This is a genomic window from Thermodesulfobacteriota bacterium (assembly GCA_040757775.1).
GTDB lineage: Bacteria > Desulfobacterota > UBA8473 > UBA8473 > UBA8473 > UBA8473.
Genome location: JBFLWQ010000001.1, coordinates 169519 through 187500, shown reverse-complemented (window position 1 = coordinate 187500; position 17982 = coordinate 169519). Strand labels below are relative to the sequence as shown.

Genomic DNA, 17982 nt, shown 5'->3' with positions numbered 1-17982 from the left:
TCAGACCAGCTAACCATCGTTGCCTTGGTAGGCCGTTACCCTACCAACTAGCTAATGGTAGGCGGGCCCCTCCTTAAACGAAAGCTTTTTAAAGGCCATCTTTTACTACATCCACCTGAGTAGTTGTAGTCTTATTAGGTATTAGCCCACCTTTCGATGGGGTATCCCCAATTTAAGGGCAGGTTACCCACCTGTTACTCACCCGTCTGCCACTTTACTTTTCCTCTGATTACTCAGAAAAATTTCTCGTTCGACTTGCATGTGTTAGGCACGCCGCCAGCGTTCATTCTGAGCCAGGATCAAACTCTCCACTTAAATCTAAAACTACAAAGAGATTCGAGAGTTTATCTAATCTCTTTTTATACAAGAGTTTATACAAGAACCCACAAAGCTATTGAACCTACTATTTAGTTTTCAAAGAGCAAAATTTCACACTTAAGAATAAAGAATATTACTAAACACCCTATTGTTTGTCAAGAGAAAATTTGACTGATATACATTTTTTATTCAGTTAAATCTTCCTTACAATTACTTTACAGGAATCTTACTTTTATAAATTCTCTTTTGCCTATTTTTAATATGTATTCTCCTTTAGCAGGTATTTCTATATTTTCATCAACAACCTTTTCTCTATTGATGCTAACACCACCTTGTTTTATTAGTCGTTTTGATTCAGAGTTACTTTTAGCAACCTCAGAGCACATTGTTATAAGACGGGGCAGCCAGATATTTTTTTCATTCCAATAAATTTGTTTTTCTTGTATTTGGTCTGGGGTTTCTTTATGCTTGAATATAAGATCAAATTCTTCAGATGCCTTTAAGGCTTCCTCACTATTATAAAAACGCCCAACTATTTCTATAGCCAGCTTCTTTTTTGTCTCCTTTGGGTGTTCTTTACCCATTCGAATATTTTCCTTAAGTGCTTTAAGGTCTTTTATGGAAATATCACTAATTAGTTCATAGTATCTCATCATAAGGTCGTCAGAAATTGACATAACCTTCCCAAAAATCTCTTGGGGCGGTTCGTCGATACCAATATAATTGTTAAGTGATTTACTCATTTTATTTACCCCATCGAGTCCTTCTAGGATAGGCATAGTAATTATAACCTGAGGGTTCAAGTGATATGCCTTTTGAATCTCTCGCCCCACAAGCAAATTAAATTTTTGATCCGTTCCCCCTAATTCTACATCGGCTTTCAATGCCACAGAGTCATAACCCTGAATAAGAGGATAGATAAATTCATGGATGCTAATAGGTTGCTGATTTGAATATCTTTTATAGAAATCATCCCTTTCCAACATTCTTGCAACTGTATATTGGGCACATAGTGTTATTAATTCAATTCCAGACATTTTTTCCATCCACTGACTGTTGTAAACGATTTGAGTCTTTTGGGGATCAAGTATCTTAAATATTTGTCTTTGATAGGTTTTAGCATTTATAAGAATATCTTTTTTAGAGAGAGCTTTTCTAGTCTCAGATTTTCCTGAGGGATCCCCGATCATTCCTGTAAAATCTCCAATTAAAAATATGACATGATGCCCTAGATCTTGAAACTGTTTGAGCTTTTGAATAAGCACAGTATGGCCTAAATGAAGGTCAGGAGCAGTGGGGTCAAAACCAGCCTTTATCCTAAGGGGGGATCTATTTTTTTCAGAATCACATAGTTTCTTTGCCAACTCATCTTCAATGAGTATTTCCACTGTTCCTCTTTTTATGATTTCCAATTGTTGTTCTACATTCATCTTAATACCTTTTTAAATATTTAAATCCATTTTTAATCTTTTAATACTGTTGCTTTTGCCAGTTTGTGGGTCAATATCTATTAATACAGCATTAAGTTGTATATCTCTTTTTGCTACTTTAAACCTTTGAGGTCTTTGAGTTAAAAAACGTTCTATAACAATTTCCTTTTCTATGCCTATTACTGAATCCATAGCACCTGTCATGCCTACATCGGTAATATATGCAGTCCCTTTTGGCAAAATCTTTTCGTCTGCTGTTTGGATATGGGTATGTGTTCCAATAACAGCACTTACTTTTCCATCGAGAAACCAGCCCATTGCTATTTTTTCAGAGGTAGCCTCGGCGTGAATGTCTATAAGGATGACTTTAGTTTTCTCTTTTAATTTGTTGACTTCCTCTACAGCAGTTTTAAAAGGGCAGTCTACAGTATTCATAAATACCCTGCCCAGAACATTTAAAACTCCTATATTTTCTCCGAAAGGTGTCTTAAGAACGGCACTACCGGTACCAGGGTTTTCTGTAGGGTAATTAGCTGGACGTAGCAAGTATTTTTCCTCATCGAACCACTCAATAATCTCCTTTTTATCCCAGATGTGGTTGCCTGAAGTTAATAAATCTATACCATTGTCCAACAATTCCCTAATAATCTTTAGAGTAACACCGAACCCTCCCGACGCATTCTCTGCATTAGCAATAACCAAGTCGACCTTGTAGGAATCCTTGATATTATTTAAAAGCTCGAAAATAGCTCGTCTGCCTGGTTTTCCAACTATATCTCCAATGAACAGAACCCTCAAAAGATATTCTCCTCATTTTGCATATTCAATAGCTCTGGTTTCTCTGATAACCGTAATTTTAATCTGGCCCGGATAGCTCAATTCATCCTCTATCTTTTTTGCTATATCCCTAGCTGTCATAATTGAGTCTTCATCCGATGTTACCGAGCTTTCTACAATTACTCTCAGTTCTCTTCCCGCTTGGACTGCATATGATTTACTGACTCCTTGGAAGGAATTTGCTATTCTTTCCAAGTCTTCGAGGCGTTTAACATAGGTCTCTAACATTTCTCTTCGGGCACCTGGTCTGGCGGCAGATAGAGTGTCTGCTGCTTGTACTAAAACGGCTAAAACGGATTTGGGGGATTCATCATTGTGGTGGGCTGAGATAGCATGTATAATCTCTGGAGACTCTCCATATTTCTTCGCTAAGTTAGCACCAATAATTGCATGAGACCCTTCTACTTCATGATCTACCGCTTTACCAATGTCGTGAAGAAGCCCGGCTCTCTTTGCTTGTTTAACCCCCACTTTCAATTCAGATGCAAGAATGCCAGAAATAAATGCCACTTCTAAGGAATGTTGGAATACATTTTGAGCAAAACTGGTTCGAAATTTAAGTTTACCTATAAGTTTTATTAATTCGGAATGAATACCATGTACTCCAACGTCAAAAGCAGCTTGTTCTCCTGCTTCACGAAGGGTTACCTCCATTTCTTCTTGAACTTTTCCAACAATCTCTTCTATCCTGGCAGGATGAATCCTTCCATTGTTTATAAGCCTTTCCAGAGAGGTTTTGGCTATTTCCCGTCTTATAGGGTTATGACCTGAGAGTATAACTGCCTCAGGTGTATCATCAATAATCAAGTCAACGCCGGTAGCTGCCTCGATCGCACGGATATTTCTTCCTTCTCTTCCTATGATTCGTCCTTTCATCTCATCATTTGGAAGGTTCACCACAGAAACCGTCTTTTCAGCAACACAATCAGCAGCATATCTTTCAATTGATAGAGAAATTATGTCTTTTGCTATCTTGTCTGCCATTTCTCTAGTTTCATCCTCAATTTTCTTAATCTTTTTAGCTGCTTCATGCTTGGCATCATTTTCCATCAACTCCATTAAACGTTTTTTGGCATTTTCAGATGACATCTCAGCTATTTTTTCCAGTTGTTCCATTTGCTCTTTTACTAACGTGCTATATTTTCTTTCCTTCTCCAAGATTTCTTTTTCTAGTTGAACCAGATTCTTTTCCCTTTTAGAGATATTAATCTCTTTCTGGTCAAGCAAGTTTACTTTTTTATCAAGGTGTTCTTCTTTTTGTAAGAATCTTCTCTCTAGCTTTTGTAGTTCACTCTTTCTTTCTTTGGTTTCTTTTTCAAATTCTCCCTTTGCTTGGTAAAGGTAATCTTTGGCTTGGAGCATAGCCTCCTTTTTAATGTTTTCAGCCTCTTTTTTAGCATCGTCGACTATCTTTTTTGCAGCATTTTCTGCAAGTTTTATCCTACCCTCGGTAAACCTCTTGCTAAGGATAAAACCGATTAAAGCACCAATGCCCAAAGTCAGTAAAAAGTATATAAACAGTTCTATAGAGATACCCAATTTATATAACACCTCCCTATACGGTTAACTTATTAAAAAAGCTTCTAACAGGAGATAATTATCCTATTTTAGGATTTAGCCGATGATTTCTGTATTTGATGAAAGCAAAGGTTGGAATGATTAATGATAGGTGAAATGGAAGATTAATTTAAATCGTTTGAAAAGTTTTTAAGTTTAAATATCTAGCCCATATAACTCATAATTGTTGCGATTTTTCCCGTATTGTATGACCGATAGATAACCATAAAAGGCGTCCTCTATTGTATAGCTGTTTAGCCATAAAAACTTTATTTGTACGGTCATTTAATCGACCTAAAATAATAATTTTCTTTAGTTGTTCAATCCGTGTTAGTTATATGGTGTTATTGTAAAACGAATCATATTCTTTTCAAATATTAAAAACGTTATCCTTTCACCTGTATTATCCAACTCTTATTCTATTATCATCAGTAAGTTAACTCTGTCTCCCTATCCTAAAAATATCTCCTGTCTTTAAAATTTAAACTTTTAATAAAAATGAGAAAGCACTTAATACCCCCCCACGTAATGCCGTGTAAACAGTTTATTTTGAACCTAGTTAACTACCAGGTGGGCACCATATTACTGCTTTAGACGTCCCCTCAGGAGGGCATGCCTGCCACAATAAGGGACGGTTCCCTTTTTAGATATGTTGGCTCAAAATTATATGTTTATCACGAACATAGCAGGGGGAATTGGGTTTTAATTATTACTTGAGATGTTTCCTTCATTATCAACATAGGAGTCAATTAAACTAATCAAATGTCCTGATTTGTTTTCAATTTGCTGCCTAAGATATCCCTCTTCATTTTTTATCCGGAAGAGATCGCTAGTAATATTTAAAGCCACTACGACGATTGCATTAAGGGTGTCAACAGTTGTGGTGGTTCGTAATACCTCCTCTATTTTTTTATTTAAATAATCTACTATGTTATAAACAAAAACTTCTTCTTCATCGCTTTTAATTGTATATTTCTGGCCCAGTATTTCAATATCTATATTTTTTTTCAAAGCTCCTCTCTAATTATATATCTTCTAGTTTGTCAATCAGACCAACAACCTTGTCAAATACTAATGTCCTTTCCTTATGGAGTTCTTCTATATTATCGGTTAGTTTATGTATGTCTTGATCCTTTTGATTTAGCTTTTCTAACAAAATCTTATTTTCTTCTTTTAAAAAAGTGCTTTGTTTGATTAAGTTATCTATTCTGCCTTCTAGTTTTTCAAAATTACTCAGATCTGCCATCATTATCCCCTAACCAGTTCTTTATTAGAAACTTATTTATGATTATTGTTCTTAAGATAACCCTTAATCTATAAATTTTTCTAAAAAAAGTCAAGAATTTTCTTGATGTAAGGAATTACCTTAGATTTTCATATCATAGTGAATTATTGAGCTAGTACAGCCATCCCTATCCTACTCAATGAGCCATTGGTGCATTTTCTTCATATCAACATCAGCTTGAAGGGACCCGTCCAGTTCATCGGCTACTGGTTTTTTGCATACTCTACAACGTTGTGCACCTCTGAAAAGCGGTTTGCCGCATGAAGAACAATGATAACGTTCGCATTCTGATCGGACCCATTCCACACTGCCTCTCTCATCACCACACTCGGCTACCTTTGCCCGCCATATTGGGATCGTTCTTTTCATAACTCTTGCGCCAGTGGCAAGGGGGAAATTCTGAATCATGCTGCACGGCCATTCCTTGCATTGATGGCAAGAGTAATATCCCTTTGATTTTACACAATCCCTTACTTTGCATACATTACATATACCGTAGAGCTTTTTCGGTGGATCAGGCTGCATACACCCTAAACATGCTGTTTCTTCGGGTTTTGTTCCATAAAGGTTCCCCATAGTGGCCCTGAATTTTTCATTTCCATCCCTTGTTGAAAGGTAAACTCCGCATACACCACAGTATAACCCGCATGGTGCCATTAAATCCTTGTTTCTAATTTCTTCTTCGGTCCATCCTTCCATTTTTGCCTCCTTTTTAGGGTTATAAAAACTACTGGTTTTTATTCTTATAATTATACATAAAGTCGTTCGATGACACAATGTAAAAAACACTGGATTCTTTCTGAAAGTTGAGATATAAGAAAGTGTATGGTTAAATGATGATAATGAGTTTATAAACCCTAATCGCAAAGGGGCAATCACGAGGGCGTCTTTCTCTACTTTTTAATTATAGGAGCGAAGAGGGAGATCGCCTTTTTTTATTTAAGATGAAGCGTATCTGTCCTCTTTTCTCTTATTATTGAATTTCAATTTCCAAAGACGGAGTAAATTATGCCGACAATTGCATCTCTTGAAGATTTGAAAGCTGCCCAGAAAGATCTTCTGGAAGCGAAGGACTTGAATGAGTTAAAGGCGGTATTTAAGAAATGGCGCAGGATAGGTTGGAAGAATGTCTGCAAGCTGTGGCTGGAAGAGAGAAGTCCGGAGCAATTGAAAGGGGAAGGAGGATGAGATTTCTCAAAAAAATAAGTGAAAGAATTCAACAACGTCCCCTTCAACCCTCCAATTCCTGATTTATGGGTTTTTCTACAGACTCGTTATGCAGGGAGTATTCATACCGATGGGTAGTAATATGAACTCAGACTTTTAACCTTTACATAAGGGGATTGCAATGGCCCGGTACAAAGATTACTCGGCAATTTGAGTATTCCCTGAATCAAATTAACAGCCTTACGCGCGAAGTAGCGCGATTTATTGACGATGAAGAACAAAAGCGAAAAAAACAGAAAGATCGTCACATTGGGGCGGATACTATCACTTTTCGTTCCGTTGTTGATCTTTGCCGCCGTTCTTCCATCCTGGCATGCCGATGAAAGAATAAAAAACACAACAATACTTTTCGCAATCCTTTTAATCCCGATTGCGATGATCTGGCTCGGGAATCGCGTTCTGCAAATTATTGGGTGGGTCCTATTGGTAGCACCGTTAGCGATTTTGTTAACCTTGTAGTTCAAGAAAGAGGTAATCACCTGGGTGTCATTCCATTTCTCGACTAACAATGAGCCAGTTTTGCCTTTACTCAAGCAGGTACTTGAAGGGGTAGATCTGATGGTACACGAACTTTCAGCAGTCTAGGGGAGCGGCACAACAAATCACTACCTTTAGGTAAAAAGAGTCAAGTAAAGATTTATCCCCAATACCAATAAATTGGTGTGGGGATATAGCTTCTCCTTAAGAACGTTCTATAAAATTTCCTTTCAAGTCCTTTGGTAACTGTAAGAAGAAAAGGAAAAGGGGACGGTTCTCGCATTCTTTTTAAATAACAGATAGATACAAAGTAATTATTTTATGCCGCGGAGGAGGTATTGGATCAGGTTTCGCAATCACACATTTCCTCCATTCAGCGACACTCTGAGGATGAATAGAGGCAATCAAATCTGAATGGAAAGCTATAAGGAATTCTGTAATTCGCGGAGCTGCTGTATCTGTGACCGATTCTCATATTCTATTAAAAAAGGGCTAACCCGCCATAGGCGGGCTAACCCTCTTTTATTGGTGCCGGAGGTCGGACTCGAACCGACACGGAGGCGAGCCCCGGGGGATTTTGAGTCCCCTGCGTCTACCAGTTTCACCACTCCGGCATTTAGCTTATTGAAATATTAATGCTACATCTCAATATTGATGAAGCTGTAAAAAGTTAAAAATCAGACGACACAGTAAAAAGCTTCAGATGCAAGGCGCGCAAATCCTGAGGAATGAGGCGTACTTGAGAGTACACTGCAATTACGAAGGATGCAGTGCTATCCGCCAAAAGGCGGACACATGGACTTTTTACGAAGCCGTCAATATTGAATTTGAATTATAAGCAAAACCCAACCTGACTGTCAACAAAAACCTTGACGCAAAATTTCTTTTATGGTATGCCATAAAACATAAAAAAACCCAATCAATTTTTGGTTTTTATTAGAAAAATGAAGGGGCTGTAGCTCAGTTGGGAGAGCGCTTGAATGGCATTCAAGAGGTCAGCGGTTCGATCCCGCTCAGCTCCACCAAGAAAATCAAGGGGTTAGTGAATGGCACTAGCCCCTTTTTATTTCATCAAATTCTTATTGCCTCTCTTACCTCCTTCATAGTCTCCTTTGCTATACCCTGAGCCTTCTTAATCCCTGTTTCTATGATTTCTTCTACCCTTTCAAGGTGGTTTAATAAGTATTCCCTTTTTACCTGAAGCGGCGATAGAAAAGTAATTACTCTGGATGCAATTCTTTTCTTGCAGTCAACACATCCAATACCTGCAGATCGACAACTGTGGGATATTTCACTAACCTCCTCAGAGGGGCTAAACAGCTTATGGAAGGAAAAGACATTACAAACTTCCGGGTCTCCTGGATCAGATTTTCTTGCCCTTTGGGGATCTGTGAACATCTCCTCTATCTTTTCCCTGATTACCTCTGAAGGGTCTGATAGGTATATAGCGTTGTTGTATGCTTTGCTCATTTTTCTCCCATCTATACCCAGCAGTTTAGGCATCTCGGTCAAAATAGGCTCCGGGAGAGGAAAGATTTCCTTATAAAGAAAATTAAAACGACGGGCAATCTCCCGGGTTAATTCAAGATGAGGTACCTGGTCTATCCCAACAGGAACCTTATGAGCTTTATAGATAATTATGTCCGCCGCCTGTAAGACAGGATAGCCTAAAAAACCATAGGTAGAAATATCCCTGTTTGTTAATTCTTGTTGTTGCTCTTTATAGGTTGGATTGCGCTCCAGCCAGGACAAAGGAGTGATCATTGAGAGTAGGATATGGAGCTCAGCATGTTCTGGTATCTTCGACTGTATGAAGATGGTGCTTTTTTCGGGATCAATACCTGCACTCAACCAATCGATGAACATATCTGTAATGCTCTCTTTTATTATCTCTGTATTTTCGTACTCACTGGTCAGGGCATGCCAATCAGCAGCAAAGTAAAAACATTCATACTCATCTTGAAGTTTTACCCAGCTGTCTAAAGCTCCGAAGAAGTTTCCAAGGTGCAATTTACCAGAAGGTCGCATACCACTCAATATTCTATTCTTAGACATATAGTGCTTCTCCTTTTCTGTTCCACGTTAGCAGAGAGAGTTTTTCAGGTCTCCGTAGCATCCTTTTCTGCCCTTGCTATATATCAAAGAGGGCATCTGTTGTCAACTTACGCTATCCATATAATTTTCTTTTATAAAATTGATTTCTTCCTTTCTGGTTTTAACCCTTCCATCCAATTTGGCTTCGAGAAGATCGTCCAGTATCCTTTTAAATATCTTCCCTGGTGCTATTCCCAGATTTTTGATATCTTCACCGTTTAAAAGGATATGAGTCCTTTTCAGTTGAGTAAAATAAAGGGATATATTCCTCTTTATATAGTTTTTATCAGTTTTTGCCATGGCGAAAAGCAGAGACTCTGTGGATGTGTGCCTAAGAATATTATAGATTTTGCTTCTCTCTGCTATGTCTCTTTCTCCGATCTGTTTAAGGATAGCCTCCGACTGTTCAATACCGAGGATAATCTTCTGCCTATTTTTTTCAGTTATGGATAACCTTTGACAGAGTTGAAGAACCTCCTGTTTATTCAGGGGATCTATCAATCCAAGGAAGTAGATTCGCCACTTTTCATATTTTTCTTCTAAGTACAGAAGATTGAACCAGGAAATAATTCCTTTAATGTTTTGTAAGTGTTTCTTCATTTTCTCGTTGAATTTTATCTTTGGATGGATAAACCTCAGAATGTCGAATTCAGCTAATCTCTTTATTACCAGTACGGGTTCTTCTTCTTGAAATATAAGTTTCAATTCAGAGAAAAACCTGTAGCCATCCAGTTGATCGAAAAAATTCATCTTGACAGCGTTGTTTATAAGATTAGCGGTGTGCTTCCCTATCTGAAAGCCGAATCTCTGCTCGAAACGGATAGCCCTGAATATCCTTGTCGGGTCTTCAACAAAGCTCAGGTTATGTATTACCCTGATTGTCTTTTCCTTGATATCTTTCTGAGCACCGAAGAAATCTATCAGTTCACCAAAACCTGCGGGATTTAATCTTATTGCCAATGTGTTCATTGTGAAATCCCTGCGGTAAAGGTCCAGTTTTATCGAGCTCAATTCAACGGTAGGGAGCGCTGCAGGGGATTTATAGTATTCGAGTCTGGCTGTGGCTACATCTATCCTGAGGTTGTCAGGGAAGATCAATGTAGCGGTGCCGAATTTCTCGTGAGATGTTACTTTACAGGTATAATCCGTGGCAAATCGCTTTGCCAGTTCAATTCCATCCCCTTCTATTACAATATCAATGTCAAGGGTCTCATGCCGAAGGATAATGTCTCTGACGATCCCTCCTACAAGATAGGCATTGTAATTGAGATCTTCGGCCTTTTTACCTATGTTTTGTAATACTTCAAGGATTCTTTGGTTCAACCGTTCTTTCATCAGTTTTGCAACGGATTTTTTTCTTGTGAGACGGGTGTCACGATCAAAGGCATACGGATAAGAAGGGTCTTTTAAAAGGTCACTTTGTATTGTTCTCAGCAGATCTGTTCTGGTGATTGCCCCCACTATACAGTCGTTTTCCACAACCGGAAGGAACCTTTGATTGTTTTCTATGATAATTTTTTGGACGGTAATGAAGGGAGCATCCGGGCTTACTGATGAAAAATCTGTAGACATATACTCCTCAGTGGGCAGATCCTTTAATCCATGGTAAGTTGCTTTTTCAATTATTTGTCTGGAGATTAGACCCACAAGTTTATTCTCTTTAATCACTGGTAATACATTTATATTGTACCTTGTCAAAAGCTTCCCTGCTCTTTGCAGCGATTCTGCAGAGTCTATCACCTTTACCGGAAAAGCCATTATGTCCTTTGCATGTATCCGTATTCCTATCTTGTTACGAAGAACACTCAGCAGTTTTTCTTCGACTTGAATAAGCGTCAGGTCCCTGATAGTTGCAGATGCGGCAGTCGAGTGTCCCCCTCCTCCAAATTCTATAGCGATCTCACTGACGTTTATATAGTCAACCCTGCTTCTGCAAATTAGATATATCCGATCCTCCATTCTAGCCAATGCAAAGAGTACATTGATATTTTTCATGTCTTTTAGTTTATGGACTAATACTGCGAAATCCCCTATATATTTATTGGTGGAGACCTTGGCTATTACAACGTCAATACCGTTTATATTGTGAGTGGTGGCAGAAAGGACAAGATCATTCAGTAGTGAGACCTCTTCGGCTGTTAATTCTTTGATAAGCATATCTGAAACAGTATTCAGATTTGCCCCTTTGGAAAGGAGATAACTTGCAGCCAGATGATCATCGCTTGTGGTTGAAGAGAAGGTGAACGAACCTGTGTCTTCGTATATCCCGAGGGTCATGATTGTAGCCTCATCAGGACTGATTTCGATATTCCGGTCTTTTAAAATCTGGGTTAAAATAGTCGCAGTGGACCCTACCTCTTTTATTACTTCCAGAGAGCCTGAGATGTCGTCAGATGAAGGCGGATGATGATCATATATATGGATATCCAAATTCGTCCTGTCTTTAATCTCCGCGAATTTCCCTATTCGACTTGCCTGTCTTGTATCAACCAGGATAAGACGATGGATGTTTTCAAGGTCTATGTTCTTTAGCTTTTCTACCTGAAAGACGTAAATCGTTGACTGGATAAAAAAATCCCTCATGCTTTTTTCCTGAGAACCAGGAAAGGCAAGACGAGCCTCTGGATACAGCTTTTTTGCCGCCAGCATCGAAGCGAGAGAATCAAAATCGGCATTTACATGTGTGATAATTACTTCCATTGTAGCAGGTCACCGCAAATCATAGAAATTCAGTGTCAGTGTTACGCAGGGGCGAGAATAACCTCGCCCGTACTGATCGGTGTTTCCTCCAGAGGCGGACTGACCCGGACCCACTGATACAGTCTAAGCCCTGGGATGTAATTGATTATGGAGCTTTTTTAATCTTTCTCTTGTCACATGGGTATATATCTGGGTGGTAGAAATATCAACATGGCCCAGCATAGTCTGCACTGAACGCAGGTCTGCTCCCCTTTCCAGGAGATGGGTGGCAAAAGAATGCCTTAAGGTGTGAGGTGTTATATTCTTCTTTATCCCTGCCTTAAAGGTATACTTTTTAATAATCTTCCAAAAGCCCTGTCGGGATAGAGAATTTCCTGAACGATTTACAAAAAGATAAGGACTGTTTGAGTTTTTAAGTAGTTTTTTTCTGGCAGACACCAGATACTCCTTTAGCTTTTGTGTTGCCTGACTCCCTATGGGAACAATTCTCTCCTTGTTACCTTTTCCAAAGGCAATGAGGTAACCCACTTCTAAATTAATACTGTTTAGGGATAGAGAAACGAGCTCAGAAACCCTTAACCCGGTGGCATACAGCAGTTCTAACATGGCAGAATCCCTTATGCCTAAATGATTGTTTGTATCAGGTTGATCAAGTAACCTCTCCACCTCGTCCAGTGCCAGGGTACTGGGCAATTTGATCCATGTTTTTGGAGAGTCAATTTTTGTGGCAGGGTTTTTCTCAAGGTAATTTTCATTAACCAGAAACTTATAAAACATTTTGACAGCCACCAGGTTTCTTGCAGTGGTCTTGGTTGCGAGCCCCTTTTGCTTTAGTGTAGAAATGAAAGCCATTATACGAGAACTGGAGGTCTCTTTAATATCTGTGATATTGTTTTTTTCCAGATAATCAAGGTATTTGTTTAAATCTCTGTTGTATGATTCCAGGGTGTTTTTAGATAATCCTCTTTCAACGACAAGGTAGTTTAAAAATTCATCGAGCAGGTTCACCATGGTCATCTTATTTAACCCCATTTTTACTACCCTTTGTTTGCCTGTTTTTTTGCTATGGCTTCCAGGATAGTTACAAGGATGACTATTATTGCTGCCTGGATTACCAGAAGAATTGCGTCAACGGTTCGGGCATAGCGTAGTACAATGGCGCTTATACCCATACATGCACAGAGAAAGAAGATGAACAGGACGCTTTGTTTTTTGCTCTTTAATAAGAACTCCAGACGGTGGTGAAGGTGGTCTTTTCCCACATAGTTAATCCACTCCTTTAAATTAGTAACCTTTCCTGAAATAATCCTTGTTAAAGTTATATGTGTCATATCAAAGACAAAGATCCAGAAGATAAGCAGAGGGGTAGCCAGAGAAACTATTGGGTTATTATCAGCCCAATCACCGAATATGGCAAGAGATGCGAGTGTAAATCCCAGAAAGTTACTGCCGGCATCTCCAAGGAAGATGGTGGCAGGTTTATGCAGCCTGAAGTTATAAGGTAAGAACCCAATGCAGCTGCCCATTACGGCAATAGCTATCCATCCCAGGAAAGGCTGATCTGTTTGAAAGGCGACAATCCCAATGAAAAAGGCTGTGATTATACCCAGACCCGAAGCTAAACCATCCATCCCATCGAAAAAGTTAAAGGAATTGGTAATTCCAATCACCCATAAAAACGTTAAAAATATATTTCCTGCAAGCCCAAGTGGTGTTTCAGGGAAAAGGTCTAATACTATCCCTGAACCGATTATGATAGATGTAGCCAGAAACTGAACCAGAAGCTTGAGTCCTGCCGGAATCTCTATTATATCGTCTACTACACTTATTAAGAATACTATGGTTCCACCTATCAAAATGCCAAGCAATGGTTTTGTATAGATGTTGTTAATAAAAATAGAACTGACGAAGGCAATATATATAGCAATGCCTCCAAGCAGGGGTGTAGCCTGGTGATGAACTTTTCTATCGTCTGGATGGTCTAAGATATTTACTTTTTTTGCAAGGTATCTTACCCAGGGGGTCACAGTAAAGGAAAGGGAAGAAGAAAAAAGAAGTATAAAGAGCCATCTATGACCCTGTTCGTGTAAAAATGTCCTTGTATAGGGAACCAATATGTTCACAAAAAGTATTACAAAAACTAATAGAATTAAGAAATATAAAGCATTACCTAAGTTGAAGTTTCTCTTAGAATTTTTCAAATCCTTTACCTTTCTTCAATTAACCTCTTTACCCCTTTGATAACCTCTGTCACTTCACCAGAGGCAAGGGAAGGGTAAATAGGGATGGACAGGGCACTGCTCCATATCCTTTCTGTCTCAGGAAGATCGGATAATCCCAGATAATAGTGTAATGGACGGTACACAGGGCGTTCACAGCAGATACCTTCTTTTTTAATTTGTTCTAAAAGTCTTTCAAGGTCTCCTTTAACTCTTATAACATAACGGTAAAAGATATGCTCCCTCTCAGGGTATCCTCTTGGCAAAAGAGCAGGTATATTTGCCAGCTCCCTGGAGTATCTCTTTGCAATAGCTCTTCTTCTTTCTAAAAAAGATGGCAATTTTTCCATCTGACTGATGCCCAGGGCAGCCTGAAGGTCGGTCATCCTATAGTTGAAGCGGATTTTATAGTCATCTCTGTTATCATAATCCCGGAGGTCTCTCACCCTTTCCAGTAGATGGGGAGAATCTGAAAGAACCATCCCGCCTTCTCCCGAGGCTATTACCTTAGTAGCATAAAAGGAGAATATCGACAGCGTTCCAAAACTGCCAGTTTGTTTTCCCTTGTATGTGGCACCAAGAGATTGAGCACAGTCTTCTATCAATGGAACTCCAAAGGACAGTAGTTCCTCCAGATTGGCAGGCAGGCCAAAAAGATGAGGGACAATAATTGCCCTGGTTTTTTCAGTAAGGGATTCTTTTACCCTTTTTGCATCAATGTTAAAGCTGTCTGGCTCAATATCAACAAGGACTGGGGTTGCCCCTACATAGTTTATCGCATTCAACAAGGCAGTGCAGACATAACCTGGAAGGATTATTTCATCTCCTTTGCCTACCTCTAAAGACAGCAAGGCCAAGTGTAGGGCAGAAGTCCCTGAATTTGTAGCAACCCCTCCCTTAACCCCGACAAATTCAGAGAGGTTGGCTTCAAACCTCTTCACATACTTTCCCTGAGAGATCTGGCCCGATCGCAATACCCCAAGGACAGCATCATAATCTTTCTTGTCAAGGGTTGGTTTTGAATGTGGGATCATAATCTTCCTGTTGGGGCGACCCGATGGGTCGCCCTGAATTCGGATTTTCGTCGTCCAAATCCCATTTTAATGGATTGTCTATAATATACTCCTGAATGTGGTTTAATTCATTTTCATCACGAATGGCATGTTCCCAATAATTGCGTTGCCATTTAAAATGTTGAATCCCCATTTTGTGGATTCGTTTTGTAACAACCGATTTGAATTGACCAATGATGGATCCTAATGAATTGGAAAACAACCGTGGTTTTGTAAGGGTGATCCGATGGATCACCCCTACAGGATTGGCATCAATGATAATAATTCCATGCACATGATTGGGCATAACCACAAATATATCCAATTTAATGTTTTTTCGAATTTGGGCGGTTTTTAACCATTCATCCTGTACAATTTCCCCCAATTCATTCAACACCATTTCCCCATCCACAACATCCCCAAATAAACATTCCTGGTTTTGGGTAATGAGAGTCATATAATAACAACCTGCCTGTAAATAATCGTATCCCTTTAAGCGGATGGAACGGCGGTGGTGTTTTTCAGGGTTGTATTTCATTTTGTTTATTCTATCTCTACTTCAATGACATGCGACGTATCTACTCCCACAATATCAACCACTTTAACCATGATTTTATATTTGCCCGCTTTCGTGTAAGTATGCGGGACGGTAATAAGTTCAAGAGATGAGTTCTTTTTTGTTCGGAATGACTGCCACAAATTCTCAAAGATATAATTACCCGTCCAGATTTCTTTCACATGACCATCTTCTTCAACCCGAATCATTTCCTTTTTATCTTCATAATCGAAATCCACTGCCCAGTAATCGATCCAGTCCAGCCAGTTTTTGGTGAGCAGTTCCCGCTTTAAAATGCCGTGCTCGTCTTTGGTCAGTTTAGTAATTTGCCCGTTTTCAATGACTACCTTGTAGCCGCCTTTTTTCAGCGACTGCTCCAGTTCTTCCAGATCGTCCTGCGTGTAGTAGGTGGTGAAATTGGTGAGTTCAATTTTGACGGTTTTCCCTGTCTGTCCGCCAGGCAGGCCTTCAATATACGGTTTGACCTGCATATAAGCAACGTCATAAAACTTAACCTGTCCTTTTTCCACTGCCCGTTTGTCAAACACTTCCCTGGGAATGTAACGCAGACGGATGTCCACTCCCTGCTGGCGCAGTTCGTCTTTTATGTAGGGCACCAGCCCCATTTCAAATTCAAAACCCAAAATATCCACCTGTGTAATCAGGTTCTGGCGGCACTCCTCAAACACCTCTTCCACCAGCGTTTTGGTGACAGGCACATTGAGCGGACCCACATGCACAAACCTTCCTGCCTTTTTGCCGTGCAGAAGGCGATGTCCTTCTATGCGTTGCGCCGAGTAGCCTTCCAATATCAGATTGACATATTTCTCGTGTTTGGCTTCCAGTAGTTTTTCCTGCTGTCCGGGCGGGATATTGGCAGGCACACCGAAGAAAAACTGGCGTTCGTATTTGCCCAGATTGAGCACCTCAAAGGCACGGTAGGATTTGACCTGATATTTCAATTCCCGCTGCACCTGAATCATACGTTTGCGGGTGGTGTGAACGGCAAATCTGCCCAGATCACAGGCGATCCATTTCCTACCAAGTTTTTCCGCCACCGCGGCGGTGGTTCCGCTGCCGCAGAAGAAATCGGCAACCAGATCGCCCTCGTTACTGCTGGCTTTGATGATGCGCTCTAAAAGGGCTTCGGGTTTTTGGGTGGGGTAGTCTAATCGTTCTTTTGCTTGTGAGTTGATGAAGTTGATTTCCCATACATCTGGGGCTATTGTTTCTTCGATATTAACTTCAACTATCCTTGCATATTCTGATAAATCAATTCTACCTTGATTAACAGCCTCATCAACTTTTTCTTTGTTATATACTATTAATTGTGGTTGCCTTTTACCATCTATTAAAACAGAATTCCTATCCCAGCCTTTTTCATGCTTTTGTTTTTGACCTTCTGTAGCCTCGATATAAATGGTATTTAAGCAATATTTATTACTCTTGGCATAAAATAATAAATCATCGTGCATTTTTTGGAAAGAACCACTACCAGCTGTCCATCGTCTATAATGCCAAATTACTTCATTCTTAAAATTTGTTATTCCAAATATTTCGTCTAACAAAAATTTCAAAACACTATTTAATCTCCAATCACAATGCACATAAATATTGCCATCCTCTGCCAGCAACTGATGCATCAGTTTCAGCCGTTCATACATCATGGAAAGGTAGGATGAAATGCCTCTGCCCCAAGTGTCACGGTAGGCGATCTCTTCGATGATGGACTGCTGTTTGGTTACATCCTCGCCGTTCACGGCAATGTTGTAGGAAAAATCCGCACCTACGGCAAAGGGCGGGTCAATGTAAATCAGTTTCAGTCCACCCTCTTTTTCAATCTCTTCCCTCATTGGTCCGTTCACCAGCGATGAGAGAATGAGTTTGTTATCGCCCCAGATTAGTTTATTTGTCCAGCCTTTTAACTGTCTGCCTGTTGTATCAAGCCAGTTCATCTGTTCCGGCTTGGTTTCTTTTCTGGGTTCGTCAATATGTTCAATGGAATGAAAGGGTAGTACAGCATTGGTCACGGATTCATTGCGCCCGTTCCAGAACAGAAAAACGTCTTCATCATCGGCGTATAATTTGTAAATGTATTCTTTGGACAGGGGTTTACCGTGCTGGATTTGATCAATTATTTCCTGTTTTTCTTTTTCAGATAAATGAATTTCACCCATTAATATGCTCTTTTTCCCCTCGGTCATCATGAAGTATCAATATTGTTTATGCC

The 17982-nt window shown here is 39.6% G+C and carries 15 protein-coding genes, 2 tRNA genes, 1 rRNA gene and 1 other RNA gene (1 of these 19 only partly in view); 2 read left to right on the top strand and 17 right to left on the bottom strand.

Annotation, left to right across the window (positions count from 1 at the left end; all coding sequences use genetic code 11):
• From AB1401_01095 to AB1401_01060, 8 genes are all read right to left on the bottom strand, one after another.
• Positions 1-315: ribosomal RNA gene (locus tag AB1401_01095) — 16S ribosomal RNA — on the bottom strand (it extends 1257 nt beyond the left edge of the window).
• Positions 316-533: 218 nt separating this feature from the next.
• Positions 534-1748, bottom strand: coding sequence for a tyrosine--tRNA ligase (gene tyrS / locus AB1401_01090; GenBank protein MEW6614056.1), 1215 nt, complete (start codon positions 1746-1748; stop codon positions 534-536).
• A 12-nt stretch (positions 1749-1760) separates the two neighbouring features.
• Positions 1761-2546 (bottom strand): TIGR00282 family metallophosphoesterase, encoded by a 786-nt coding sequence (locus tag AB1401_01085; GenBank protein MEW6614055.1) that lies wholly within the window; start codon positions 2544-2546, stop codon positions 1761-1763.
• 12 nt (positions 2547-2558) lie between these two features.
• Complete coding sequence (gene rny, locus AB1401_01080) at positions 2559-4118, bottom strand: ribonuclease Y (GenBank protein ID MEW6614054.1); 1560 nt, start codon at positions 4116-4118, stop codon at positions 2559-2561.
• Positions 4119-4656: 538 nt separating this feature from the next.
• A non-coding RNA gene (gene ssrS / locus AB1401_01075) (6S RNA) lies at positions 4657-4837 on the bottom strand.
• A 7-nt stretch (positions 4838-4844) separates the two neighbouring features.
• Complete coding sequence (locus tag AB1401_01070; protein ID MEW6614053.1) at positions 4845-5153, bottom strand: cell division protein ZapA; 309 nt, start codon at positions 5151-5153, stop codon at positions 4845-4847.
• Positions 5154-5166: 13 nt separating this feature from the next.
• A complete protein-coding gene (gene zapB, locus AB1401_01065; GenBank protein MEW6614052.1) occupies positions 5167-5391 on the bottom strand; it encodes a cell division protein ZapB in 225 nt (74 codons plus the stop codon).
• Between the two features lie 168 nt (positions 5392-5559).
• The gene (locus AB1401_01060; GenBank protein MEW6614051.1) at positions 5560-6126 is read right to left on the bottom strand and encodes a DUF3795 domain-containing protein; all 567 of its coding nucleotides are present in this window, start codon (positions 6124-6126) and stop codon (positions 5560-5562) included.
• A 309-nt stretch (positions 6127-6435) separates the two neighbouring features.
• Here AB1401_01060 and AB1401_01055 point away from each other — a divergent pair, with 309 nt between their 5' ends.
• Complete coding sequence (locus AB1401_01055) at positions 6436-6615, top strand: hypothetical protein (protein MEW6614050.1); 180 nt, start codon at positions 6436-6438, stop codon at positions 6613-6615.
• Between the two features lie 101 nt (positions 6616-6716).
• On the opposite strand, the gene AB1401_01050 is transcribed toward AB1401_01055, so the two are convergent.
• Entirely contained in the window at positions 6717-7118 is a 402-nt protein-coding gene (locus AB1401_01050) for a hypothetical protein (protein ID MEW6614049.1), read from the bottom strand.
• Between the two features lie 539 nt (positions 7119-7657).
• A tRNA-Leu gene (locus tag AB1401_01045) sits at positions 7658-7745 on the bottom strand.
• A gap of 335 nt (positions 7746-8080) precedes the next feature.
• Between AB1401_01045 and AB1401_01040 the strand changes: the two genes are divergently transcribed.
• A tRNA-Ala gene (locus AB1401_01040) sits at positions 8081-8156 on the top strand.
• A 46-nt stretch (positions 8157-8202) separates the two neighbouring features.
• On the opposite strand, the gene trpS is transcribed toward AB1401_01040, so the two are convergent.
• The 7 genes from trpS to AB1401_01005 all read right to left on the bottom strand — a co-directional run bounded on the left by trpS (position 8203) and on the right by AB1401_01005 (position 17929).
• Positions 8203-9186: a tryptophan--tRNA ligase gene (gene trpS, locus AB1401_01035; protein MEW6614048.1), complete on the bottom strand. Its 984-nt coding sequence runs from the start codon at positions 9184-9186 to the stop codon at positions 8203-8205.
• A 102-nt stretch (positions 9187-9288) separates the two neighbouring features.
• Positions 9289-11925: a CBS domain-containing protein gene (locus AB1401_01030; GenBank protein MEW6614047.1), complete on the bottom strand. Its 2637-nt coding sequence runs from the start codon at positions 11923-11925 to the stop codon at positions 9289-9291.
• 123 nt (positions 11926-12048) lie between these two features.
• Positions 12049-12936, bottom strand: coding sequence for a site-specific tyrosine recombinase XerD (gene xerD / locus AB1401_01025; protein ID MEW6614046.1), 888 nt, complete (start codon positions 12934-12936; stop codon positions 12049-12051).
• A gap of 26 nt (positions 12937-12962) precedes the next feature.
• Positions 12963-14126 carry an MraY family glycosyltransferase gene (locus tag AB1401_01020; GenBank protein ID MEW6614045.1) on the bottom strand — a complete coding sequence of 388 codons (1164 nt, stop codon included), beginning with the start codon at positions 14124-14126 and terminating at the stop codon, positions 12963-12965.
• A gap of 5 nt (positions 14127-14131) precedes the next feature.
• Entirely contained in the window at positions 14132-15178 is a 1047-nt protein-coding gene (locus tag AB1401_01015) for a DegT/DnrJ/EryC1/StrS family aminotransferase (GenBank protein ID MEW6614044.1), read from the bottom strand.
• The gene (locus AB1401_01010) at positions 15150-15734 is read right to left on the bottom strand and encodes a transposase (protein ID MEW6614043.1); all 585 of its coding nucleotides are present in this window, start codon (positions 15732-15734) and stop codon (positions 15150-15152) included. Before AB1401_01010 ends, AB1401_01015 begins: the two co-directional genes overlap by 29 nt.
• 5 nt (positions 15735-15739) lie before the next feature.
• Positions 15740-17929, bottom strand: a complete 2190-nt coding sequence (locus tag AB1401_01005) for a site-specific DNA-methyltransferase (protein ID MEW6614042.1) — start codon at positions 17927-17929, stop codon at positions 15740-15742.
• Positions 17930-17982: the final 53 nt, after the last annotated feature.

Coding starts and splice junctions, on each gene's coding strand:
- tyrS (MEW6614056.1), bottom strand. CDS start 1,748: ATGAATGTAGAACAACAATTGGAAATCATAAAAAGAGGAACAGTGGAA.
- zapB (MEW6614052.1), bottom strand. CDS start 5,391: ATGATGGCAGATCTGAGTAATTTTGAAAAACTAGAAGGCAGAATAGAT.
- AB1401_01060 (MEW6614051.1), bottom strand. CDS start 6,126: ATGGAAGGATGGACCGAAGAAGAAATTAGAAACAAGGATTTAATGGCA.
- AB1401_01055 (MEW6614050.1), top strand. CDS start 6,436: ATGCCGACAATTGCATCTCTTGAAGATTTGAAAGCTGCCCAGAAAGAT.
- trpS (MEW6614048.1), bottom strand. CDS start 9,186: ATGTCTAAGAATAGAATATTGAGTGGTATGCGACCTTCTGGTAAATTG.
- AB1401_01030 (MEW6614047.1), bottom strand. CDS start 11,925: ATGGAAGTAATTATCACACATGTAAATGCCGATTTTGATTCTCTCGCT.
- xerD (MEW6614046.1), bottom strand. CDS start 12,936: ATGGTGAACCTGCTCGATGAATTTTTAAACTACCTTGTCGTTGAAAGA.
- AB1401_01015 (MEW6614044.1), bottom strand. CDS start 15,178: ATGATCCCACATTCAAAACCAACCCTTGACAAGAAAGATTATGATGCT.
- AB1401_01010 (MEW6614043.1), bottom strand. CDS start 15,734: ATGAAATACAACCCTGAAAAACACCACCGCCGTTCCATCCGCTTAAAG.
- AB1401_01005 (MEW6614042.1), bottom strand. CDS start 17,929: ATGGGTGAAATTCATTTATCTGAAAAAGAAAAACAGGAAATAATTGAT.